This is a genomic window from Nostoc sp. (assembly GCF_036917095.1).
In the GTDB taxonomy this organism is placed as follows: Bacteria; Cyanobacteriota; Cyanobacteriia; order Cyanobacteriales; family Nostocaceae; genus Nostoc.
This window is the reverse complement of sequence record NZ_JBALFH010000020.1, coordinates 1-21,947: the sequence shown is the minus strand read 5'-3', so window position 1 is coordinate 21,947 and position 21,947 is coordinate 1. Positions and strand designations below refer to the sequence as shown.

The following is a 21,947-nucleotide window of genomic DNA, read 5'->3' as shown; positions in this document are numbered from 1 at the left end:
ATATGAGAAAGGTGCTACTCATCGATACATCGCTTTTATGCGTTTGGTTACAAGTTCCAGGTAGAGAAACTGCTGGTAATAATGAATGGGATTTTGAACGTGTAAATCAAAAAATTCAAGCAGAAATCGTAAAATTAACAACGCTGGTATTACCTTTAGCTGCTGTTATAGAAACAGGTAATCACATTGCACAAGCTAAAACAGCAAATTCAGAAAGTAAACGTATAGCAGCTCAAAAATTTGCCGAAATTATGACTTATGCAGCTGATGAAACTACACCTTGGGCTAAGTTCCGTGAGCAAATTGTTCTTTGGGAAGAGGAACAATTGAAAAACTTAGCCGCTAAATTCCCCAATCAAGCTGTAGAAAAGACTTCTATGGGTGATGCTAGTATTGTCATCTTGGGTTGGCACTATCACCAAAAGGGTTTCCATGTAGAATTTTTAACTGATGATGACAAGCTAAAATCTCAGGAACCACCTCCGCCACAGTCACCTACACGGCGAAGCAGTCGAACAAAAAGGTAAAATATCCTTGAGCGATCGCCATTCAACTTTCACATCACGTTATCATCGGATATTGTGGAATTTCCGCGCGTAACTCGATAGCATCTATGACCGCCTCTCACTCTGAAACTCCATCTACCAAGCCCGATGCAAGTACTTTTATTTCTGACCATCAACAGGTGGATCGCAGTAAGCTAAGTCAAATGTACTTGCACTATGTCGAGACGAAGGATAAATATCCTCACGCGGTATTGTTGTATCGGGTAGGAGATTTCTTTGAATGCTATTTCCAAGATGCTGTAAAGCTAGCGCAAGAATTGGAATTAGTTCTCACTAGTAAACAAGCTGGCGAACAGGGACGAGTGGCGATGTCTGGTGTTCCGCATCACGCTTGGGAACGCTACGCAACGCTGCTGGTAGAAAAAGGCTATGCAGTCGTAATTTGCGACCAAGTAGAAGATGCTTCTGAAGCTGCTGGTAGATTGGTACGACGGGAGGTAACGCGCATCCTGACTCCTGGCACTTTGCTGGAAGAGGGAATGCTCAAATCAAGTCGCAATAATTACCTTGCAGCAGTAGTAATTGCCGCAAATCATTGGGGTTTAGCCTATGCAGACATCTCCACAGGGGAATTTCTCACGACTCAAGGTAGCGATTTAGAACATTTGACACAAGAATTAATGCGCTTGCAACCATCAGAGGTGTTAGTTCCGACAAATGCGCCCGATTTGGGTAGTTTGCTGCGTCCCGGAGAAACTTCGCCCCATCTCCCGGAGTGTTTGCCACCATCATTTTGTTATAGTTTGCGATCGCAAGTTCCTTTTTCTCAAAGCGAAGCTAGACCTAGATTATTGCAGAAATTTAAGGTGCGATCGCTCGAAGGACTTGGTTGCGATCGTCTTCCCCTTGCCGTTCGTGCGGCTGGCGGTCTTCTGGAATACTTGGAAGATACTCAAAAAGAAAACCCAGTCCCCCTTCAAAGACTCCGCAGCTACACTGTCACTGACTATTTAATTGTTGATAATCAAACCCGCCGTAACCTGGAAATTACCCAAACTGTCCGAGATGGCACTTTTCACGGTTCTCTACTTTGGGCATTAGATAAAACTAGTACAGCGATGGGCGGGCGTGCTCTGCGGCGATGGTTATTGCAACCCCTACTCGATATTAAAGGTATTCGGGCGCGGCAAGATACTATCGAAGAATTGATGGAAAATACGCCTCTGCGTCAAGATTTGCGGCAATTGTTACGCCAAATTTATGATTTGGAACGACTCACAGGCAGGGCGGGTTCTGGTACAGCTAATGCTAGAGATTTAGTAGCTTTGGCAGATTCTCTCTCACGCTTACCAGAATTATCCAGCTTAGTAACTGAAGCGCGTTCTCCATTTCTCAAAGCTTTGCAAAAAGTCCCAACTGTGTTGGAAGAATTAGCACAAAAGTTACACGCGCATCTGGTAGAGTCGCCACCCATACTAATCAAAGAAGGCGGATTGATTCGCCCTAGTGTAAATCCCCTGTTAGATGAGAGAAAGGCAACTGTAGAAGCGGATCAGCAATGGATTGCCAATTTAGAAGTTGATGAGAGAGCTAAAACGGGTATTTCTACTCTGAAGGTAGGATTTAACAAAACTTTTGGTTATTATATCAGTATTTCCCGCACCAAAGCTGACCAAGTACCCGCTAATTACATCCGCAAGCAAACCCTGACGAATGAAGAACGTTATATCACCCCAGATTTGAAGGAACGGGAAGCCCGGATTCTCACAGCGCGGGATGATTTAAATCAGTTGGAGTACGAGATTTTTACGGCGTTGCGGGAAGAGGTAGCACAAGAGGCGGAGGTAATTCGCAATCTGTCTCGTGCAGTCGCGGCGGCGGACGTGTTGTGTGGTTTGGCTGAGTTGGCGGTGCATCAAGGTTACTGTCGTCCAGAAATGTTGCCGGGAAGGGAGATAAATATTGTTGATGGTCGTCATCCGGTGGTGGAACAGTCTTTACCTGCGGGGTTCTTTGTCCCGAATTCGACGCAATTGGGTCAAGAGTCATTAGTCATTAGTCATGTGTCATTAGCAGATGACCAAGAACAAATGACCAAGGACAAAGGACAAATGACAAATGACAATCCCGATTTGATTATTCTCACCGGGCCAAACGCCAGTGGCAAAAGTTGTTATTTGCGTCAGGTGGGATTGATTCAGTTAATGTCGCAGATTGGTAGTTTTGTACCCGCTAGGTTTGCCAGATTGGGAATATGCGATCGCATTTTCACCCGTGTAGGTGCAGTAGACGATCTTGCAACTGGTCAATCTACCTTTATGGTGGAGATGAATGAAACGGCAAATATTCTCAACCATGCCACATCTAGGTCGCTGGTGTTATTAGATGAAATTGGTCGCGGAACGGCAACGTTTGATGGTCTTTCCATAGCTTGGGCAGTGGCGGAATATATAGCAGTGGATATTCGGGCGCGAACGATTTTTGCTACTCACTATCATGAATTGAATGAACTGGCTAGCATTGTGCCGAATGTGGCTAACTATCAGGTGACAGTCAAAGAATTACCCGACCAAATTATCTTTTTGCATCAAGTTCAACCGGGAGGTGCTGATAAGTCTTACGGTATTGAGGCGGGAAGATTGGCGGGTTTACCAGCCGTAGTTATTCAACGAGCAAAACAAGTGATGGGGCAAATTGAGAAGCATAGTAAAATTGCGATGGGGCTGCAAAATCTGGATTGATGTTGTACATTAACTAATTATTTGTCACTGTTAACAGATTAATGTCATTTTTAACAAATTTTTTGTCTTCAAATTGTGTTGGCTAACTATTAATAAAATAATCTCATTAAACTTTTCAGCGTGATGTGTTATGTGATGTATAAAACTTGGCACACGATAACACAGCTTTTAAAGCTCACGTTGTGTTTAACTTTTCTATTCTCAATTTGCCCCATCTTTCAACCCACCCTACTCTGACATTACTTTTGAAAATCAAATTTAATTGATTGATTAATTGACTAACTCCACTCTTTCAACTCGCCTCTAGCTGGGAGGGGTGTTGAAACTTGCCATCAGCTGATCGATGACATCTGTACTTGGCGCTTTCAACCCGCCTCTAGCTGGGAGGGGTGTTGAAACTTAGAACAACTTCTTGAAATCGCCATAATTCATACTTTCAACCCGCCTCTAGCTGGGAGGGGTGTTGAAACTCTGCGCTTCAAACCCTTGATTTAACAATAGTTATGAAGGCATTTTTGTCACGTCTCCCAAAATCGCCCGTCAGTTAATACTTAAAAAAGAAATCAACTGACACACTAAAGGCTATAAACCTTATTAAACAAGCGATTTAAAGTTTTGGCAGGAGTCCCAGGGAAATCGCCCCCGCTTTACCATGCCAAAAAATAATTAAGGTGGGTTCCTCCTTGGTCGGAGGTGATTCAGTAGCCACCACTGCGGTAAACCCGCACCTCTATTACTGGGGGCGCACCTAATTCCTATCCACAAGAGATAGCAGCATCAAGGTGGGCAGCTACCAGGGTCAGAAAGCAAGACTGTTGTTTAACAGCAGTCAAACTAACCCAAATTTACACAGCACAGAGGCTTGTAACAAGCATGAACTGCGGCGCTGTTGAATTTTCTTATTTTATTGTCAAGGTTCAGTGTTTTGTCAATCAGTTTATTTTGCGGGAATAGTAAGCAGCGATCGCTAATTCTTTCGCTTTCTCCTGTGGACTACCTCGAATCGGCTGTTTTGACTCCTCTATGACAATTCCGGTTTTAGCCGCTTGACTTTGAACGATAGAAATCAATCTACCGTAGCTCCATTGATGGACGCTAACTCGATATTGTTTGGCATATTGTTTTTGGACTTCTAGTAATTCTGATTTTTGCTCGGCTTTGGCTTGAATCTCACTCTGAACTTGCTCTCGCATATTGTCCAACTTAGGTAGAACAATACTTCCAGCAGAGTAAGTTTGAGCGATCGCAATAATCTCTTTCGCCAGTAATCTGTCAATATATTCTCCTAACTCCGATTCTCCAAATTGATTCGGTGCAGCAAGCGTTTGAGCTACTTGGCGTTGATGGGATAAATAGTGCTTTTGCTGTCGCTGTCGATTTAGCAGTTTGTAGTTCTCACCAAGTAGTTGTCTAATGCTGGAATAAGTAAGGACTTTACCTGTAGTCCCGTCTACTATTGCTACTGTTGCGGGCTTTTCTAAACCGAGGCTAACACCGACAAGAATATGAGATTGTCCTTTATATAAAGGTTTCGTGGGGCGAGGGAAAGGGTTATTAATTCTGTCTAAGGTAGAGTTTTTCCGTTTTATATGAGCTTGCTGTTTTTCATTAAGGTCGCCTTTGGCTTTGGTATTAGTGATAGTTTTAGCTATTTCTTCGGCTTTCTCTTCCCTTACTTGATTGGTTCCTTCAGTCGTCCACAGGCGTGTGTCTACAGAACAGTAGAGGGTTAAGTGGTTAACCTTCCAAAGATCGCCTTTACCTTCTTCTTCTTGCCAAGCAATACGCCCACTACGGAGGGTGAACAGGCTGCTAGAATGTTGGTTTTTGCTATTTTTCTTAATTTGTTGATCTTCTAGGAAGCGTTTAAACCAGTGGAGTTGGCGAGAGTCACAATAGACTTGAAAACTATGCTCACTCAAACCGTTGAATTTTACACAGATGCGCCCAAACTGGTTTTTAAACCAAGTCATGTCTTCGTTAGTTTCGTAAGCTACTGGGAAAGGTACTTTACTAGATTGTCTTAAAAGGCTGTCTTGCCAAGATTTCGCCTCGGCTTCATTTGTTGGAACGTTATGAGTGGCAACGACAAGGGTTTCTAACCATTTGGCAGATGTTAAATCTCTACCTTTGGGAATTCGTGTTTCTAGCTGTTCTCTGAGGCGTTCAATCTGAATTTCAAGTTTACGGCGACGTTGAGCAAATTTTTTAGCGTCTTCCTCTTTCTCGTTGATTTTGCAACCATTTTTGAGCAAATAGCTGATGGCGCAACGAGTCAAGTTATCTTCTGTGTTGCGGTAAGTCTCAAATAAATTCTTTGATAAATTGCGATCGCTATCTGAATTTTGAACTTTTTTGCGCTTTTTAGCTTTTTTTACATTCGTTGATTCAGTTTCAGCAGTATTCAGAGGAGCAAATTGAACCAAAATTTCAGCAGCTTTAGTGCGAAGACTATCTAAGCTGACACCACTACTTTCTACCAATTCAACATCACTGTTGAGCATTTCCAACCAGCGATTTTTACCTTCTAGTTGGAACTGCGATCGCTTCATTAACGCAAACCATGATTTATATATGTAGTTCACCAATGCGATCGCGCTGTCGTAAAACCGTCCAGGCTGACCGATGAAGCGAGGGTCAGTTCTCAAAGGCTGGCAGAGTTCTTTGACGACACTATTGGGGTGTTTGCTCTTTTGTCGCCAAGTTTCAAACTCTGGATGTTGATTTACTTGATGCAATAGTTCATTAATCAGTGGCGTATTTAGCTCTGCCATCAACTTCCATAGTTGGTGGCGTGATGATTCTGAGGCTACAAGACGACACTGAATAGTGATTTGGCTCATCGCTTTAAAACAATATTGTTTAATACTAACATAATTGTATTAAACAAGTCTTCTGTAAAATAAATTGTATGCAGGAGACATTTTTTACAAGCAAGGAAGCGGCTGAAATCGCAGGCTGCACCCTTCGTCAGCTACAGTATTGGCGAGAGAGAGGGGTGATTGTTCCTGTAATCAGTGATACTGGGACAGGACGTAGTATTTATTACTCCAAGTCAAATTTGCTGGAACTAGCTGCAATGTCATATTGGCTATCTGTGGGGTTAAGTTTTGACATAGCCAGCACCACGCTCAAAAAGCTGAAAGACCAAGAGCCGGAGCTATTTACTTCAGGTAAAGGTAAGCGGTTTATGTTGTTGTCCCAAGGGCAGGAGCGATCGCTTGAGCTTGTGGAGTTTGACAGAAAAAAGGCGATCGCATCTCTAGAACAAGGTCAACCTGTGATTCCTGTGTGGTTAGATATCATTTATCAACAATTAGCCGAGAAACTGGGAAAATAGGGATTCTCTTTCATAAGATAAAAGCGATCGCAGGAGTTAAATAAAGTGCCGCGTGGAACAAGGAAAAACAGTAAAAAGCAAGCAGAGGAAAACGGTTCTGGAGATTTACCACTTCTACAGTTAGCGAACCAAGCTGATGAGCGTTTGGACATTCCCGCAATGGAACAATGGCTGTGGGATGCTGCTTGTAAGATACGCGGTGCAACGGATGCACCAAAATTCAAAGATTTTATTCTGCCGCTAATTTTCTACAAACGACTGTCTGATGTGTTTGATGATGAGTATGAAAAGTGCGCCGAGAAGTTTGGGGGTGGAGACTTAGCCCGTGCTTTCATTGAAGCAGATCACAAAGATGCAATTAAAAATAACCGTCAGCCGATTGTGCGTTACTATGTCCCCCATGAATACCGTTGGGATGCGATTCGCTTTCATCCTAAAGATGGCTTAGGAGAGTTTATCACAACGGCGATGCGGGAAGTGGCAAAGCGCAATCCTGGGTTATCGGGAACGCTGACGCTGAAGGATTATAACGAGAAGCAAAGCAATCAGCGCGTTTTGGATGATGACCGTTTAAAGGACTTGATTGAAGTCATCAGTCGGCATCGGTTGGGGTTGAAGAATACCAATGCGGATGTCTTGGGGGAAGCCTATGAGTATCTGCTGCGGAAGTTTGCCGAAGGACAGGGGCAAAGTGCGGGGGAGTTTCTTACACCATCAGAGGTGGGTTGGTTGATTGCGGAAATTATTGACCCTGAACCCTACACGAAAATTTATGACCCCACTTGTGGATCGGGAAGGTTATTAACTAAGCCGCGTCTGGTGTTCAACCGTAAGCATCCAGGGGAGGAGAGTAAAGCACCTCGCTTATTTGGGCAAGAGTTGAACTGGACAACTTTTGCGATCGCTAAAATGAATATGTTTTTGCAGGATTTTACTGATACTCAGATTGAGATTGGCGATACATTTAGGCAACCTAAATTTACGGTTGACAAGAAGGTAATGCGCTTTGATTATGTGGTTGCTAATCCGATGTGGAATCAGGACAACTACGGCGCAGATGCTTACGAAGAAGATTCTTTTGAACGGTTTAAAGACGGAATCGCATCGAAATCTTCAGCAGATTGGGGATGGGTGCAGCATATTTGGGCATCGCTGAAAGATAACGGACGGGCGGCGGTTGTTTTGGATACAGGTGCGGTGTCTCGCGGTTCGGGGAGTCAGAACAAAAATCAAGAAAGGGACATTCGCAAGGTATTTTTGGAAAGGGACAGAGTTGAAGGGGTGATTTTACTACCTGAAAACCTGTTTTATAACACGACTGCACCAGGGGTGATAATTTTGTTAAATCGCCTGAAACCTCTGAATCGTAAGGACGAGTTTTTGCTGATTAATGCTGCTGATTATTTTGTGAAAGGCGATCCGAAGAATATTTTGACGCAGGAAGGGATTAAGGCGGTTGTTGAGGTTTATCGCAATTGGGAAACGCGAGATAAGCTGAGTAAAGTTGTTAAGTTAGAAGAGTTGAGAGAAGCGGATTATAATCTTAGTCCGTCGCAGTTTGTGGATGTTAGCGATAAAGTTGTGCATCGTTCCATTGAGGATATTTTGACAGATTTGGCGGTAGCAAGACAAGAGAGAGAATGGGCGGATAAAGATTTAGCTGAGGTGCTTACTAATTTGAGACTTTAGATTTTGTTTGGATTAATTTTTTCAGGAGGATAGGATAATGACTCAAGCAATTGATAAGGAACAAAAAGTGATTGATGAATTTAAAAAATTATCTCCTGAGAAGCAGCAGGAGGTATTAAATTTTATTGAATTTTTGCAGTTTAAGGCGCAAAAGCAGGATGTACAGCATAAAGAAGAGAAAGAACCTATTTCCGCCTATGAAGCTGCAAAAGAGTTTGCTGGCTGTGTTGATGGAGGGCCTGGCGATCTAGCTACCAATAAGAAGTATTTAGAAGGCTTCGGTTGGAAATGAGGAAAAAGATACTTCTAGATACAGGCCCCTTAGTTGCATTTATCAATAATCGAGAAAATTCGCCTGATTGGGCGGTTAATGAATGGAAAAAGATTGAACCGCCTTTCTTTACTTGCGAAGCAGTAATTACTGAGACGTGTTTTATATTGCGAGATTTTTATGGCGGTGAAGGTGCTGTTATGTCTTTATTAGATACTGGCATAATTCAAATTTCTTTTCGTATCAGTGGTGAAATTGGAACAGTTAGAGAGTTGATGAAGCGATATCAGAATGTGCCGATGTCACTAGCTGATGTGTGTTTTATAAGAATGAGTGAGTTAATTTTAGGTACTTGTTTGTTGACGTTGGATAGTGATTTTTGGGTTTATTGGAAAAATAAAAATGAAATGATGAATTTGATTATTGCTGATGGAATATGAAAGGGATAGGAATGGACGAGATACAAGTGCCGCTTCATTGGAATAAAATCAAACTTGGGGAAATTGTCAAATTTAAAAGTGGAAACTCTAAACCTAAAGATACAGTATATCAACCCAGTGAGGAGAAGAAAATCCCTGTATATGGTGGCAATGGTATCTTAGGTTATACTAATAGCTTATTTTCAAATCAAAGACTTCTAGTTATTGGTCGAGTTGGTGCATACTGTGGATGCGTACACATTGCAGAATCACCTAATTGGATTACTGATAATGCTCTATACTCAGAAAAATGGGTTATTAATGATATATATATTGACTTTTTAGCAGAATATCTAAAATTTTTTAATTTAAATAGGTTTCAAAGGAGAGGCGGACAACCCCTAATTACACAAAGTATTATTCATGATTTATATCTATATCTTCCCCCACTTCCTGAACAAAAAACGATCGCACACACTCTGCGAACCATCCAGAAAGCCAAAGAAACCCGTCAGCGAGAGTTAGAACTGGAACGGGAACGCAAAGCTGCACTGATGCAATATCTCTTTACTCATGGCACTCGTAATGAAACCCGCGAGGAGAAGGAAATAGGTGAGATTCCAGAAAGTTGGAAATTAGTTAAACTCGATTCACTTGTTGAGTTTCTTAGCGGAGGAACTCCTGCAAAAAATCATCCAGAATGGTGGCAAGGTAGTATTCCTTGGGTAAGTACTAAAGATTTAAAACAACCGAGACTTTCAGACGCTATCGACCATATTTCAAAAGAAGGCTTAGAAAATGGCTCCCGCCTGGTTTCTGAAAAAACGCTTTTAGTCGCTGTTCGTGGTATGTGTCTTGCAAAAAATATTCCAGTGGCAATAACAGAAGTATCTATGGCTTTTAATCAAGATATTAAGGCACTTGTTCCATCTTCTCAGATTGAGGCTGAATACTTACTGTGTGCAATTCAATATCTCAAAGACTATCTTTTGCGATTTGTTGGAACTTCAGCACATGGAACGAAACGATTGCCTACATCTTCTCTAAAAACTCTTCCAATACCTTTGCCAAAAATAGAAGAACAGCAACTAATTGCCAAGGTCTTAAAATTTTGCGATCGCAAAATTCAAGCCCTAGAGAAAGAACTCACCCTTATCGACGAACTCTTCCACGCCATGCTAGAACAACTGATGACAGGTAAAATTTCCACCCAACCCTTAACTGAGACTTACGTATGAGCGAAAGTTCCGCCGTGCAAAGACCGATGCTGAAATATGCCTATCAAATTGGCTGGGAATACCTAACTTCAAAAGAAGCATTACAACGGCGGGAAGGGAAGGGAGAGGAAAAACTCAAAGAACGCTACTTTGCCGATGTTCTTCGCAGTCAACTAATTAAACTAAATCCTGGCGTTGTCACCTCTAACAATATAGATGAAATTCTTCGCCGCTTGCGAAACATTGACAACACCATCGAAGGCAACCGCGAAGCTTTAAACTGGTTGCAAGGCAAACAATCTATTTTTGTCGCCCAAGAAGAAAACCGCGACAGAAACATTACCCTCATTGACTTTAACAACCCAGAAAATAACATCTTCCAAGTCACAGATGAATGGTCGCAAAAAGGCGTAAAATTTCCCAACCGCGCTGATATTATTTTTCTAATTAACGGTATCCCCGTCGCCATTGCTGAAACCAAAGGAGAAAAGAAAACTGATGGTTTAGCACTAGGCATTGACCAAATTCACCGCTACCACAACCAAACCCCCGAATTGCTCGCCTTTCCCCAAATTTTTGAAGTCACAGAACTCTGGAATTTCTGGTATGGCTTAACCTGGAATACCAACCGCAAAAACTTGTTTGAATGGAAACTGAACAAACAAAGCGACACAATTCAAGAAGGCGACTATGAAGAGAAAATCAAAACCTTCTTCGACCATCAACGCTTTTTAGAGATTCTTAGATATTACATTGTTTTCCTCGAACGCGATGACGGCTTAACCAAAGTTGTTCTACGGCAACACCAGACCCGTGCAGTCAAAAAAGTCCTGCAACGTATCCAAGACCCGAATAAAAAACGGGGACTAGTTTGGCATACCCAAGGCAGTGGTAAAACCCTCACCATGATTACAATTGCCGCCCAACTCCGCAATATTAGCGGCGATAATACCGTAATTATGATTGTTGACCGCAACGAACTGGAAAACCAACTAGACAAAAACCTCAAAGCTTATGGCATCAAAAGCTACGAGGTGGCAAACAGTAAAGCAGACTTAGAAAAACTAATCCAAGATGATTATCGCGGGTTAATCGTCGCCATGATTCACAAATTCGACAAGATGAAGGTAGAAAATAAGCGTTCTACGATTACCGTCTTAGTCGATGAGGCACACCGTAGCACAGGTGGTAATTTCGGCATATATTTGATGGCTGCCCTCCCCAACGCCACATTTATTGGTTTCACAGGTACACCTGTCAGTAAAGCAGCTAAAGGACAAAGTACCTTCCAAACCTTCGGCGAACCTACTGACCCAAAATACAGCCTAGATTCCTATTCAACCGCCGACTCAGTACGAGATGGCACAACCCTGAAGCTAAATTATGCCCTTGCTAAATCAGAGTTTCGCGTTCCCCAAGAAATTTTAGAAAAAGAATTTCTCCAACTCAAAGCCGCAGAAGATATTAACGATATTGAGGAACTGGATGGCATTCTCGATCGCGCAGTTAAATTAAAAGAGTTTCTCAAAAGTGAAGATAGAGTAGATAAAGTAGCTAAATTTGTCGCCGAACACTTCCGCGACTACGTTGAACCAATGGGCTTTAAAGCTTTTATGGTTGGTGTAGATCGGGAAGCTTGTAGACTTTATAAACAAGCCTTAGACAAATATCTCCCTGCTGAATACTCAACAGTCGTCTATTCCCGGACTACAGCCGAAGGACTGCGCGAGTACAACCTGACTGATGCCGAAGAGAAAGAAGTCCGCAAAGCTTTTATTAAAAAATCCGTCGTTTCTGCCAGAATATCCTTACCGGATGCAGTAATCGAGTTTATCGGATTGCGACCCAAAGATTTTAACTACACTAGCAAAACCCTAAGTTTTACAGGTTATTGTTCTGCTGAAGATGCTCAAAATTTAGAAAGCCTTTGCGGTGGCGATGCTGATGCTGTGACAAAAATTCGCCAACTTTACGAAGACTACCGCAAAGCATTGCCCAAAATTCTCATCGTCACCGAGAAACTATTGACGGGGTTTGATGCGCCGATACTTTACTGTATGTATCTCGACAAACCCATGCGGGATCACGTTCTCTTGCAGGGAATCGCCCGTGTGAATCGCCCCTATGAAGACGCAGAAGGTTTAGTTAAGCCTTATGGCTTTGTTCTAGATTTTATCGGTATCTTTGGTGACAAACTAGAGCAAGCCCTTGCCTTTGAGTCAGGAGAAGTTAACGACATCATCCAAAATGTTGATGTGATCAAAAACCTGCTGCAAACCATGATGGAAAATACTGCACCTGAGTATTTACCGCTAGCTAAGGGATGGGACGACAAAGCAAAAGAAAGGGCTGCGGCGCACTTTGCAGACAAAGATTTGCGGGAGAAATTCTTTAAATTTGTCCGGCAATTACAATCAATTTACGAGATCCTCTCTCCCGATCCTGACTTGCGCCCCTTCATGGAAAATTATCAAGCGATCGCTAGGCTTTACGGAACAATCCGCGCTGCTTATAATACTAGTCCCTATATTGATATTGAACTCACCGCCAAAACCAAAGAACTGGTACGCCGCAACGTCACAATCGGCGAGTTAGAAATGCCAGGGACAATCCACGAACTCAATTCCCAACAATTAGAACAATTCCGCCAAAATAGCACGACGGATACTGTAAAAGTTCTAAACTTGAGTAAGGCACTGTTTAGAGATGTACACGAGCAAAGTCAGCGATCGCCTTTTTTGATTTCCATTGGCGAACGTGCAGAAACTGTACGCGCCAGCTTTGAAAACCGCCAAATAGAGGCGCAAGAAGCTTTAGCTAAACTAGATCAAATTGCCAATGAATGCATAGAGGCAGAGTCAGAACGGCAACGGCTCAAGGTTGATGAAAACACCTTTGCTATTTACACTGTCATCAAGCAAGCAGTTGATTGCCTTGATATCAACCAAGCCGAAACCATCAACGCCATTTATAGCAACTTCCCTGATTACTGGTGGGATGCGCGTCAGGAAATTGATTTAAGAACCGAACTTTACGCTACTATTTATCCTATTACAAGCTCAGTTGACCAAACCATTGAAGTCACCAATAACCTGCTGAAACTCGAACGAGTCGAATCATGAACACGACTCCTTTACCAGAAAAACTCGAAGCCGCAACGCAATGGAAAGACGCGCAAGCACTTAGGGACGCTGTGGGAGAATGGAGCGATCGCATTAAAGTCCAAGTCAAACAAATTCAACTCCGTCCGATGAAGCGCAAGTGGGCATCCATTTCTACTACAGGACGTTTAACGCTGAATACTGAACTGCTAGATTTACCAAAAGAATTGGGTGAGTTTGCGATCGTTCACGAACTTGTGCATCTCCTCGTTCCCAACCACGGTAAGCTATTTAAGTGCTTTATGTCTGCTTATTTGCCTGATTGGGAAGAGAAGGAGAAGCGATTGCAGGGCTTTGTGGGGTAATGCGGGAAACTGCCTTTAAAGGACTTATATCGTTATGTTTTTGATACGGACAAGAACCTTAAAGTCTTGTAGACTAAGATTATAGATACTAAATTTTAGTTATGAGCCTTAACTGGTTTCTAAATAAATGAAAAATGAGATTCCTTAACCCACCTATCACCGAAGCCATTATTGATATAACAGTCAATCTTCATGATAATTTTAATCATGAAGAAATTTTGAAGTTCCATGAAAATATTAAAGACTCTTTTCCAAATATTCAAAAGAGAATGGCACTTCAAGGGGGTTTTGAATTTGACTTAGAAAACTCGGATGAAATCAACTCTCAATTGTTTTCAGTATCTAATAAACCTGAAGGATATATTTTTATTTCTAATGACCAAAAAAGAATTATTCAAGCTAGGCTAAATGGCTTTACATTCAGTAGGTTGAAGCCCTATGAGAGTTGGGAAAGCTTTTATGGAGAGGCATATCAGTTATGGCAAAAGTATGCTCAAATTACATCTCCTACAGAAGTAGTCCGTCTTGCTCTACGGTATGTCAACCAAATTATGATACCTGCAACAGGAACAATAGAGCTAAAAAATTACGTAAAAATATTACCAGAAATATCTAGTAATTTATCGGTAATAATGGAAGGCTATTTTATGCAAATAATTGTAGTCCATCCAGAATATCAACCCTCAAGAGGAATTATTAATCAAACAATCGGTCAAGTAACCGAAAATGAAAAGGGTGAAAAAGCGGTTCCTTTAATATTTGATATAGATGTTTTCCAACAAGTAAATCTTCAGCATAATGATGATGATGAAATCAATAAAATTTTTGAATTAAATTTGCGATCCTTCAGAGACGAAATATTTTTTAAGAGCATTACCAATAAAACAGAGGATCTTTTCAAATGAGTACGTTACTAGCTACAGATAACAGTCAGTTTTTGAGTACGACTTCTAGCAGTGGTAGTAGTAATGAACACTACGAAATAATTAAAGCAAGCCAACAGGTTCAAAGACATAGGCTAGAAGCCAAAGCATGGAAATATAATACATCGTTGTATTTATTCTCTAATTTAGATATTTCTGAGTTTGAGAATAGAGTAGAAGAGATTCGAGATGAACTCTTGGAAGGTCATCTTGCACTTTCCAAAGAAGACGTAAATATTCTTAAGCAACTAGTTAGACGTTTAAGTGTTTTCCAACTTCTAGCTGTGGCAAGGCTTCTGAGTCCTCTTTTAGAAAATGAAGCCTATTCTCAGGATGCAGCTTCCATAATCAATGTGCTTCTACAGCATCCAGCAGACGAAGTGAGATATGCTGCTTTAGAAGCAATTAGCTTTGCTCTAGGTGAAGTTCCTATTGCTGAAGAAATACTTGCAGAAGCCAAGAATTTGCTTAAAAATGAAGAAAGTACATTTGTACGTGAATTTTTGGAGTCACTATAGCAATCCTATTTGAGGTAGCAATCTTATTTGAGATCCGAACAGAGCGTACACTGATCAGCTTAGAAAAATCAAATTCTTGGTGATTAATAAAGAACTTCAGGTTAGTATAAATGTATCATTAGGTTTTATGTAATTTAGGATTGCTATATAAGGTGTGAGTGAATTACGTTACTATTATGAATTGTGTACCACAGATGACCTTGAGTTAACAGCAGCAATAGAATTATTTCTTAAATGTAATGGTGACTTTGCAGATTTTGTTAAGTCAGATCCTAATAAAAACAATATGCGGAAAGTAGCTGCAAAGTATATGAATGAAGTCAGCAAGCAATATCAGCACAAAGTTCAAGAGTGGGCTAAATAATACTTACAATGAGAGTTTAGCCATAATAGTGGAGTAAATGTTTTAAGGTGTCGCATATTTAATTCGCACTTTATTAACCGTTAGGAAAATCGTCAATTTCTCTTTCGAGCTTCCAATTCCCCATCTCCCCACAACTCCAAGAGTGCAACTTGTAAGCGTAACAGCTTAGTCTTGGTGAGGCTTCTAATTACTTGCCATCTCCGCAAAAAGCATAAAACATTACTGACACCACCCATCAACCTACAGCGTCAGAACCTATAGTTCACCTTTTCCCTAGTATGAAAAACCAAATTGTGGCTCGTTTTAGTCGGCGTTAATGATGCAGAGGATCATTTACAATTCCTGCATTGGCTGATCCCAAGAGTGACTTTCACAATTATTTTCAATTCAGCATTGGAGCAGCAAGGCTACAAAGTGTAGTTAAACCGTCTTCTGAGACTTTGCCATATCTGCAAATGTTAAAAAACACCGTTGGCAATGACCATCAATCCACAACGCAGGAATTTTAAACTTTGCCCCACAGTTGGGATATTCTGAAAGCAAGCTTAACTTGTGGCGATCGCATTCTAAGTAAACATTATTAATTTACAGTCCCAAGCCACTTCATCGAAGGGACAACCTATCTTCTGCCACAATACGCGATCGCCTCACTTGCCCTTACTAGGCGGCGAAATCGTTCCATCCGCCTGCGCTTGTTTAATAGCTCGTTTCAGAATTAACACTGCCATTTGCGACAAAGAACGCTCCTCTGCATCCGCCAGTTGTTGCAGAGCTTCTTTGTCTTCTTCTTCCATGTAAATACTCAATGTTACTTTTCCCATGTGACTATTATCAGCTTCTCTATGTGTTTTTATATTAAATCACTAAAAACACATAAATTTAAATAGAAGCACATAAAATTTATGTATAATTACTGATAAGTCAAAAGCCAGGGCGCAACTTTCTCAGGGCTGACGCACTGGCTTCTGGCTCCTTCTCACAGGAGACATATTCTATGTTAAGACCTGTTTGCCACAAAACAGATGAACACAGAAGTTATCTACAAGCTTTAGATGACTTCGGTATTGCTGAACTATTAGCGAAACTCAATAACTATTGTGAACAGCAAGAACAACAAACTTTAGCAGCGTTGTTGATTTCCCAATTAACTCAGAGTCTTGATGCTGAACTAGTTGCTAGTTATTTGAGTGCGTTGGCTCCTAGCTTTGCCGAAGGCATCGCGCTCAATCGCCACGATTTACTCCCAAGATTAATTAACCAGAAATTTTCTGCGAGTTCTGTTGATTTACCCGACGACTTTGCGAACACAGCAAAAACACCCCGCTTTTTGTATGGCGACAAATTGCGTTGGATTGGTTCTGACACCGATTGGGGAACAGCGATCGGCAGATTTTATAGCTTTGCTCCCCATCTTTGCTGCTGGAGTTGGTGCTACCTGATTTGGTTGAGCAAAGATAGCCCCAGTGCCGCTTGGACATCTGCCGATATTGCTTGGGAAGAGGATTTAGAGCCAATAGAAGCGGAGCCAATGCTATGACTAATCCGCGTCCTTTACAGGCACGAGAGCAAAGTTTAATTGACCTTTATAGCCATTGTCAATTAGGAATGACACCCAAGAATTTTTATGCCAAATGGGATGTTAATCATGAGGCGATCGCTCGAATTTGCTCTCGTTCACTCTCAACTGTCCGGCGTTGGTTTTCCAAGGGTCGCAATTATCGTAGTCCCATGCCCAGTGATTTACGGCATCTTGCCCTGATGGACTTCCTGCTAGAACACTTCGAGGAAATTCCCGAAGAATGTCTGAATATACTATGTTCTCTCGCAGTGCATAAGTAGGAATCGAAAAGTCAACCAATTGCAATGTCATCCTGACATTCTTTTACCAGCCACTCTCACAGTAGGGTGGCTTTAGTTTTGAGAATGTTTAAGTCACTTTTGTCTATTATTCGACTGCAATTTACCAGCTAAATCATAAGTATGAGCAGGAGGTTTTTATGACCTACATTGAAAAGCTAAATCCTTGGTGTATAGTCCGCCATTTTCCTAGTATGCAACATCAAATAGTTGCTCGTTTTCGTCGCCGCAGTGACGCAGAGGCTCATTCACAAGCTCTACACCGACTGATACCAAGTGCAACTTTCACAATCATTTTCAATCCAGCAGTCGAGCAACCAGAGCAAATTACCCCATGATTCCATCGTTCTGGAAGTCAACTTAACTTGTAGCAAATTCTCTTGTTTATTGAAACATAAGATATCCCCCCTTGCTCCTTTTTTTCCATGAAAGCAAGGGGGGATGATTTGTAGCTAACATTTGAAAAGTACTACTATGTTTGCACAAACTCCGTCATCGATAAGACTTTTGATACTTTCCCATATCGGCAAAACTCAGAAAACATCGGTGACACCAACCATCCACCCACACTGCTGGAATCTTAAATCTTGCTCCACAGTTTGGACATTCTGACAACAAAATTAATTGGTGGCGATCGCACCCTTGCGTTATCTTCAACTGCCATTCAATCTTGTGACAAGGTGACTCAACATAACAAGCAGCACATAACCGAATCGGCTCAAGCTTCATCCCCACCCCAGCAGGCGCTAACATCTGCGCTAGCCTATCAGCATCAACCTCCACAACCTTAGCCAATGCCTCTAATTGCTGGCGAGACGGTGGGGGATTAAACCGAAACTTTTCCCATCGGGCGATCGCACCCCCAAGTCCTGCTGCTTTACCTAATCCAGTAGGGGTTAAATCATTTGCCCGTCGAAAGCGACCCAAAAAATGACTCAGGCTTTCTGCTTGATAGGGTTGAACTCTAAACAGCCAAGGCTTAATATTTTCCGCTTCCATCACTTGTATTCAGCAGCTACTTCCTTCAAAGTTTCCAAGTCAATTTTTTGCAGTCCTTTTTTTAAAGCCCGAATTGCAGTCTCTCGGAGAATCATATCCATCAAACCGATATAACCTCGAGTTGCTTCCCCTAAGGTCTTCAACATCGTCTTACTCGAAAGGTTGGAAGCAACTGGCAATCTCAGTATTTGCTTCTCCCAAATATCCACTGTTCGCTTAAAATCTTCCCCTGACATCTTTCCAAAACGGTGACAAGACCGAAAACGGTTATAAACCTGCTCATCCCGCTTAATCACTGCATCTAAGCGATCGGTTCCTACCAAAATCACTGCTATTTCCAACCTGTCAAAAATATCACGCACTTCCGCAAAAGTTTTCGGCTTAAAGCGGTCAGCTTCATCAATAATCAACATCTCCACCCCGCAACCTTTAAGAACTCGCAGCGTTCTATCTCGAATTTCTGCTACCGTTCCTTTAGTTACCTGATATTTCAAATGCTCCATAATTACCCCAAATAATTCCTTAGCACCGCACTCTTGGGGAATTTGGATATAAGCCACAGGTACAATTGGGGGCTTTCCTGCAACTTGAGAGGGTTTATTCCTAAGCCTATAGGCATCACAACCCATAGTTTTACCCGTCCTCGATTCACCTACCACACGACCAGATTGCCTTGATTGGCGTTTTCCTTCCAACCAATTATGGAGAATTTGCACTTGTTCGAGTGGGACAAAACCTTTACGATTTAATCGTTGAATCTCCGCCTGTAATTTGTCGCTATTAACGGGAATATCACCCAATTGTTGAGCGACTGCTTGAGCTTCTTGTAAAGTCATTTTTACCACCCGTAATCTTCACGCATTTGTTCGTAATCAAAAACTTCTGGCATCTCTTGCTCAGGTTCGCTGTCAAGAGATACTGCCTCTCCTGATGACTCTGCCTCAACAGGTATAAGTTGTTTAGCTTTTTTGACCTCAGCCTGTTCTACTTTCTGACGCTCTTTTTTAGTTTTCTTTTGAGTTTGGAATGTTTCGCGTTCTCTAACTTCAGCCAAAATTGAGCGATTGCTTACAGCCTTACCCGCTTCTCTGACCTTACGACTGATAGCTTTTGCCTCATCTAGAGATAGTTCCTCTGTCTCCAAATCTTGAGCATACGCGCGGGCAAGAAACACCTCTTTATCCCCTTCTGTGCGGTAAACCAAAATCGTTGTGATATCTCTGGGGTCATATCGCAACACAACACTTTCCCCTGCATAACCCGCCAAGAGTTCACCTCGATACATCAAGTTTTCAAATTGCAGATATCCCCCGCGTTGAATTTGTCGCCGTGTTTGCTTCATTAGGCAAATATCCAAATCCCTCTCGGAAAGTAAATCAGGGGAAGCAATTAAACCAGATTCCCAGCGTTGAAATCTTGTCTGGTCGCCCATTCGAGCATCAAGTCGTTGGTTATAGTTATCAACGATGTAACACACCAACCTTTGCTCTAACTGCCGCAACGTGAAGCAAGCTTCTTTCTCCGCTTCCTCTGGCCGCTCTTGAACGTTTGAACCTGTATATCCTTGTAAAGTTGAGAATAATTCTGTGTTTAGAGTTTTAAACAGACGCTCAACAATACCGCCTTCGGATGGGCGATCGCGCAAATGACAAACAAACCCTAACTGCACCCCTATTTGCTGTAAATGGTTAGAACGAAAATCTTTACCCGCATCTGTATACAAGTGTTGCGGTAAACCAGAAGTACCCCATTCTTCATGAAGTCCATATTCTGAACCATATTGTTTGGGCAAAATTGCATGACGTAACGCCAAAGCTACAACTTGAGAACTTGGTGGATCGTAGCCCAAGTTAATCCCCATAATGCAGCGCGAATAACTATCAATAACCGTTGTTAACCAAGGACGACTAAGAATTTTGCCATGCTGGTCTACTAATAAAACATCAACAAGGGTGTGGTCGCACTGCCAAACTTGGTTACTGTGTTCTATTTGTAAGTCTTTTCCATCACGAGTTTTAACTGATAGCCGTGAACCACGCCAACCCGGACTGCGAATACTTTTAGCTTGCTCAATTTTATCTATTAAGGGTTGCAAAATTCGGTAAACCGTCATGTGGGAAGGAGGCTTAACTCCCAGTTCTTCAGCCTTTGCCTCCACTTTAATAAAAACCTGCTTGCGAGTCATTCTTTTACTACCTTTATTACCCTCCTTATAAGTTTCCAATACAAACTTTTGCCAGTCTTCATCAACTCGATGCTTTCCTTTATCTGCTCGTTGATTTTGTACTAGCCCAGCCAAACCCTCCTGTTCCCATTTCTCTACTAGCCGTCGCACTGTACGTACTGACTTCCCAAGCTTTTCTGCCGCTTCCTTGAGCTTTTGAGTATATGTAGTGCCATCGCTATTTTCTAAAAGGCTTTGAATCACCTCCATTTTCAGCAAAGCTTCATCTGAAAGTTTAGAAACTATAACGTTTGCTTCAGCAAGATCATTATTAACATCTGCGGAGCTTGCCCAAGTCGTAGAGGTTGTAGAGAATTCTGCATCTTGCATACAGTGTCTTATCAAAACATAGTTGTATTATACTACTAAAGTGACAAATAATTTGTTAATTTATGAAAACTCATGATTTTTCCAGGTTTCTGGTAATTAACAATTAAATTGTGAAATATCTGGTATTTGACATCTAATTAGTGAATACCGACTTAGATGGGTATTACTGTCTTAAATAGGAGAAACCCTGACATAATCCTTGCTATGTCAGGGTTTTAGGTATTTATAGCTTTGTGACAACATTTTGTTAAATGGACAATTAATTAGTTAATGTACAGATATTGTCGTTTGCCAAATTATTTGTTTGCGTTGACAAATTAATGTCCGTATTGCCAAAATAATGTCCGCATTAACTATGCGGTCAACTTGTATTAGCTCTCGCTTTTAAACAATATTGTCTAGTACTAACATAATTGTATTAAACAAGTCTTCTGTAAAATAAATTGTATGCAGGAGACATTTTTCACAAGCAAAGAAGCTGCTGAAATCACAGGCTGCACCCTTCGCCAGCTACAGTATTGGCGAGAGAGGGATTAAACAAACCGTAGGTCGAGTTATTGGTTCTCTGTGGGTACTGATTGCCAAGCAAGGTGATGTTTCCAGTGCGATGTGAAATTAACTTGAACTACTTGGTTAAAGTCCTCCAAAGCTGCTGAAAAAGTTTTCTCTTTTAGCTTTGCTGCACCTTGGTTGTGCAACTGTTTAGGGCATTGTGGATTCCATACATATTTTTGACAAGTTTGGTGGGCAATTTCTACATCACTGCCATTTTCAGGATTTTGAAAGACGGGATGATAATGTAATCTGTTACAGCAAACTTGCAACCATTCTTGCCACCCACATTGCCACAAGCGGACTGTTCCATCAAGACTACCACTGACAATCAGTTTACCATCAGGGCTAAAAGCTGCGGAATTTACCCAATACTCATGCCCGCGCCAAGGTTGACCAATGGGGTTGCCGTGAATATCCCATAAGCGCACTGTCAAATCATTGCTGGCACTGACAATCCACTGACCATCAGGGCTAAAGGCGACAGAATTAACTTCTTTTTCATGTCCGTGCCAAGGTTGACCAATGGGG

The 21,947-nt window shown here is 41.7% G+C and carries 22 protein-coding genes; 16 read left to right on the top strand and 6 right to left on the bottom strand.

Going from position 1 to position 21,947, the window contains the following annotated elements:
• Nucleotides 1-2 precede the first annotated feature (2 nt).
• On the top strand, nt 3-527 hold the full coding sequence (locus V7L01_RS08190; protein WP_335033588.1) for a hypothetical protein: 525 nt from the start codon (nt 3-5) through the stop codon (nt 525-527).
• Nucleotides 528-613: 86 nt separating this feature from the next.
• Nucleotides 614-3,247 carry a DNA mismatch repair protein MutS gene (gene mutS, locus V7L01_RS08185; protein ID WP_335033587.1) on the top strand — a complete coding sequence of 878 codons (2,634 nt, stop codon included), beginning with the start codon at nt 614-616 and terminating at the stop codon, nt 3,245-3,247.
• A gap of 932 nt (nt 3,248-4,179) precedes the next feature.
• Here the strand turns inward: mutS and cas12k are convergent.
• Complete coding sequence (gene cas12k, locus V7L01_RS08180) at nt 4,180-6,090, bottom strand: type V CRISPR-associated protein Cas12k (RefSeq protein ID WP_335033586.1); 1,911 nt, start codon at nt 6,088-6,090, stop codon at nt 4,180-4,182.
• 68 nt (nt 6,091-6,158) lie between these two features.
• Here cas12k and V7L01_RS08175 point away from each other — a divergent pair, with 68 nt between their 5' ends.
• From V7L01_RS08175 to V7L01_RS08130, 10 genes are all read left to right on the top strand, one after another.
• On the top strand, nt 6,159-6,587 hold the full coding sequence (locus V7L01_RS08175) for a MerR family transcriptional regulator (RefSeq protein ID WP_335033584.1): 429 nt from the start codon (nt 6,159-6,161) through the stop codon (nt 6,585-6,587).
• 45 nt (nt 6,588-6,632) lie between these two features.
• Nucleotides 6,633-8,276: a type I restriction-modification system subunit M gene (locus V7L01_RS08170; RefSeq protein WP_335033583.1), complete on the top strand. Its 1,644-nt coding sequence runs from the start codon at nt 6,633-6,635 to the stop codon at nt 8,274-8,276.
• Nucleotides 8,277-8,313: 37 nt separating this feature from the next.
• On the top strand, nt 8,314-8,568 hold the full coding sequence (locus V7L01_RS08165) for a DUF2281 domain-containing protein (RefSeq protein WP_335033581.1): 255 nt from the start codon (nt 8,314-8,316) through the stop codon (nt 8,566-8,568).
• The gene (locus V7L01_RS08160; protein ID WP_335033579.1) at nt 8,565-8,987 is read left to right on the top strand and encodes a type II toxin-antitoxin system VapC family toxin; all 423 of its coding nucleotides are present in this window, start codon (nt 8,565-8,567) and stop codon (nt 8,985-8,987) included. The genes V7L01_RS08165 and V7L01_RS08160 overlap by 4 nt, the downstream gene beginning before the upstream one ends.
• 11 nt (nt 8,988-8,998) lie before the next feature.
• Nucleotides 8,999-10,204 (top strand): restriction endonuclease subunit S, encoded by a 1,206-nt coding sequence (locus V7L01_RS08155; protein WP_335033577.1) that lies wholly within the window; start codon nt 8,999-9,001, stop codon nt 10,202-10,204.
• Nucleotides 10,201-13,305, top strand: a complete 3,105-nt coding sequence (locus V7L01_RS08150; protein ID WP_335033575.1) for a type I restriction endonuclease subunit R — start codon at nt 10,201-10,203, stop codon at nt 13,303-13,305. Before V7L01_RS08155 ends, V7L01_RS08150 begins: the two co-directional genes overlap by 4 nt.
• Nucleotides 13,302-13,649 (top strand): M48 metallopeptidase family protein, encoded by a 348-nt coding sequence (locus V7L01_RS08145; RefSeq protein ID WP_335033573.1) that lies wholly within the window; start codon nt 13,302-13,304, stop codon nt 13,647-13,649. The genes V7L01_RS08150 and V7L01_RS08145 overlap by 4 nt, the downstream gene beginning before the upstream one ends.
• A gap of 134 nt (nt 13,650-13,783) precedes the next feature.
• On the top strand, nt 13,784-14,554 hold the full coding sequence (locus V7L01_RS08140; protein WP_335033571.1) for a TIGR04255 family protein: 771 nt from the start codon (nt 13,784-13,786) through the stop codon (nt 14,552-14,554).
• Entirely contained in the window at nt 14,551-15,090 is a 540-nt protein-coding gene (locus tag V7L01_RS08135; protein WP_335033569.1) for a hypothetical protein, read from the top strand. The genes V7L01_RS08140 and V7L01_RS08135 overlap by 4 nt, the downstream gene beginning before the upstream one ends.
• Before the next feature lie 154 nt (nt 15,091-15,244).
• A complete protein-coding gene (locus V7L01_RS08130) occupies nt 15,245-15,454 on the top strand; it encodes a hypothetical protein (protein ID WP_335033567.1) in 210 nt (69 codons plus the stop codon).
• A 647-nt stretch (nt 15,455-16,101) separates the two neighbouring features.
• Here V7L01_RS08130 and V7L01_RS08125 read toward each other — a convergent pair.
• Entirely contained in the window at nt 16,102-16,275 is a 174-nt protein-coding gene (locus V7L01_RS08125) for a ribbon-helix-helix domain-containing protein (protein WP_335033565.1), read from the bottom strand.
• A gap of 173 nt (nt 16,276-16,448) precedes the next feature.
• On the opposite strand from V7L01_RS08125, the gene V7L01_RS08120 reads away from it, so the two are divergent.
• From V7L01_RS08120 to V7L01_RS08110, 3 genes are all read left to right on the top strand, one after another.
• The gene (locus tag V7L01_RS08120) at nt 16,449-16,991 is read left to right on the top strand and encodes a hypothetical protein (RefSeq protein WP_335033563.1); all 543 of its coding nucleotides are present in this window, start codon (nt 16,449-16,451) and stop codon (nt 16,989-16,991) included.
• Nucleotides 16,988-17,293 carry a helix-turn-helix domain-containing protein gene (locus tag V7L01_RS08115; protein WP_335033561.1) on the top strand — a complete coding sequence of 102 codons (306 nt, stop codon included), beginning with the start codon at nt 16,988-16,990 and terminating at the stop codon, nt 17,291-17,293. The genes V7L01_RS08120 and V7L01_RS08115 overlap by 4 nt, the downstream gene beginning before the upstream one ends.
• 158 nt (nt 17,294-17,451) lie before the next feature.
• Nucleotides 17,452-17,649 carry a hypothetical protein gene (locus V7L01_RS08110; RefSeq protein WP_118170740.1) on the top strand — a complete coding sequence of 66 codons (198 nt, stop codon included), beginning with the start codon at nt 17,452-17,454 and terminating at the stop codon, nt 17,647-17,649.
• Between the two features lie 154 nt (nt 17,650-17,803).
• On the opposite strand, the gene V7L01_RS08105 is transcribed toward V7L01_RS08110, so the two are convergent.
• Genes V7L01_RS08105 through V7L01_RS08095 form a run of 3 tightly spaced genes read right to left on the bottom strand, consistent with a single transcriptional unit; the run spans nt 17,804 to nt 20,864 of the window.
• Nucleotides 17,804-18,310, bottom strand: a complete 507-nt coding sequence (locus V7L01_RS08105) for a TniQ family protein (protein ID WP_335033559.1) — start codon at nt 18,308-18,310, stop codon at nt 17,804-17,806.
• Nucleotides 18,310-19,146 carry a TniB family NTP-binding protein gene (locus V7L01_RS08100; RefSeq protein WP_335033557.1) on the bottom strand — a complete coding sequence of 279 codons (837 nt, stop codon included), beginning with the start codon at nt 19,144-19,146 and terminating at the stop codon, nt 18,310-18,312. Before V7L01_RS08100 ends, V7L01_RS08105 begins: the two co-directional genes overlap by 1 nt.
• 2 nt (nt 19,147-19,148) lie before the next feature.
• Nucleotides 19,149-20,864: a Mu transposase C-terminal domain-containing protein gene (locus V7L01_RS08095; RefSeq protein ID WP_335033555.1), complete on the bottom strand. Its 1,716-nt coding sequence runs from the start codon at nt 20,862-20,864 to the stop codon at nt 19,149-19,151.
• Between the two features lie 447 nt (nt 20,865-21,311).
• Between V7L01_RS08095 and V7L01_RS35400 the strand changes: the two genes are divergently transcribed.
• Nucleotides 21,312-21,401 carry a MerR family transcriptional regulator gene (locus V7L01_RS35400; protein ID WP_442936954.1) on the top strand — a complete coding sequence of 30 codons (90 nt, stop codon included), beginning with the start codon at nt 21,312-21,314 and terminating at the stop codon, nt 21,399-21,401.
• A 17-nt stretch (nt 21,402-21,418) separates the two neighbouring features.
• Here V7L01_RS35400 and V7L01_RS08090 read toward each other — a convergent pair.
• On the bottom strand, nt 21,419-21,947 hold a 529-nt coding region (locus tag V7L01_RS08090; protein ID WP_442936953.1), incomplete at its 5' end, for a WD40 repeat domain-containing protein.

Excerpts from the sequence above, each read along its gene's own strand:
- V7L01_RS08100 (WP_335033557.1), bottom strand. The coding sequence starts at position 19,146 with ATGACTTTACAAGAAGCTCAAGCAGTCGCTCAACAATTGGGTGATATT.
- V7L01_RS08145 (WP_335033573.1), top strand. The coding sequence starts at position 13,302 with ATGAACACGACTCCTTTACCAGAAAAACTCGAAGCCGCAACGCAATGG.
- V7L01_RS08165 (WP_335033581.1), top strand. The coding sequence starts at position 8,314 with ATGACTCAAGCAATTGATAAGGAACAAAAAGTGATTGATGAATTTAAA.
- V7L01_RS08120 (WP_335033563.1), top strand. The coding sequence starts at position 16,449 with ATGTTAAGACCTGTTTGCCACAAAACAGATGAACACAGAAGTTATCTA.
- V7L01_RS08125 (WP_335033565.1), bottom strand. The coding sequence starts at position 16,275 with ATGGGAAAAGTAACATTGAGTATTTACATGGAAGAAGAAGACAAAGAA.
- V7L01_RS08175 (WP_335033584.1), top strand. The coding sequence starts at position 6,159 with ATGCAGGAGACATTTTTTACAAGCAAGGAAGCGGCTGAAATCGCAGGC.
- cas12k (WP_335033586.1), bottom strand. The coding sequence starts at position 6,090 with ATGAGCCAAATCACTATTCAGTGTCGTCTTGTAGCCTCAGAATCATCA.
- mutS (WP_335033587.1), top strand. The coding sequence starts at position 614 with ATGACCGCCTCTCACTCTGAAACTCCATCTACCAAGCCCGATGCAAGT.
- V7L01_RS08160 (WP_335033579.1), top strand. The coding sequence starts at position 8,565 with ATGAGGAAAAAGATACTTCTAGATACAGGCCCCTTAGTTGCATTTATC.
- V7L01_RS08115 (WP_335033561.1), top strand. The coding sequence starts at position 16,988 with ATGACTAATCCGCGTCCTTTACAGGCACGAGAGCAAAGTTTAATTGAC.
- V7L01_RS08150 (WP_335033575.1), top strand. The coding sequence starts at position 10,201 with ATGAGCGAAAGTTCCGCCGTGCAAAGACCGATGCTGAAATATGCCTAT.
- V7L01_RS08105 (WP_335033559.1), bottom strand. The coding sequence starts at position 18,310 with ATGGAAGCGGAAAATATTAAGCCTTGGCTGTTTAGAGTTCAACCCTAT.
- V7L01_RS08095 (WP_335033555.1), bottom strand. The coding sequence starts at position 20,864 with ATGCAAGATGCAGAATTCTCTACAACCTCTACGACTTGGGCAAGCTCC.
- V7L01_RS08155 (WP_335033577.1), top strand. The coding sequence starts at position 8,999 with ATGGACGAGATACAAGTGCCGCTTCATTGGAATAAAATCAAACTTGGG.
- V7L01_RS08140 (WP_335033571.1), top strand. The coding sequence starts at position 13,784 with ATGAGATTCCTTAACCCACCTATCACCGAAGCCATTATTGATATAACA.
- V7L01_RS08110 (WP_118170740.1), top strand. The coding sequence starts at position 17,452 with ATGACCTACATTGAAAAGCTAAATCCTTGGTGTATAGTCCGCCATTTT.
- V7L01_RS35400 (WP_442936954.1), top strand. The coding sequence starts at position 21,312 with ATGCAGGAGACATTTTTCACAAGCAAAGAAGCTGCTGAAATCACAGGC.
- V7L01_RS08190 (WP_335033588.1), top strand. The coding sequence starts at position 3 with ATGAGAAAGGTGCTACTCATCGATACATCGCTTTTATGCGTTTGGTTA.
- V7L01_RS08135 (WP_335033569.1), top strand. The coding sequence starts at position 14,551 with ATGAGTACGTTACTAGCTACAGATAACAGTCAGTTTTTGAGTACGACT.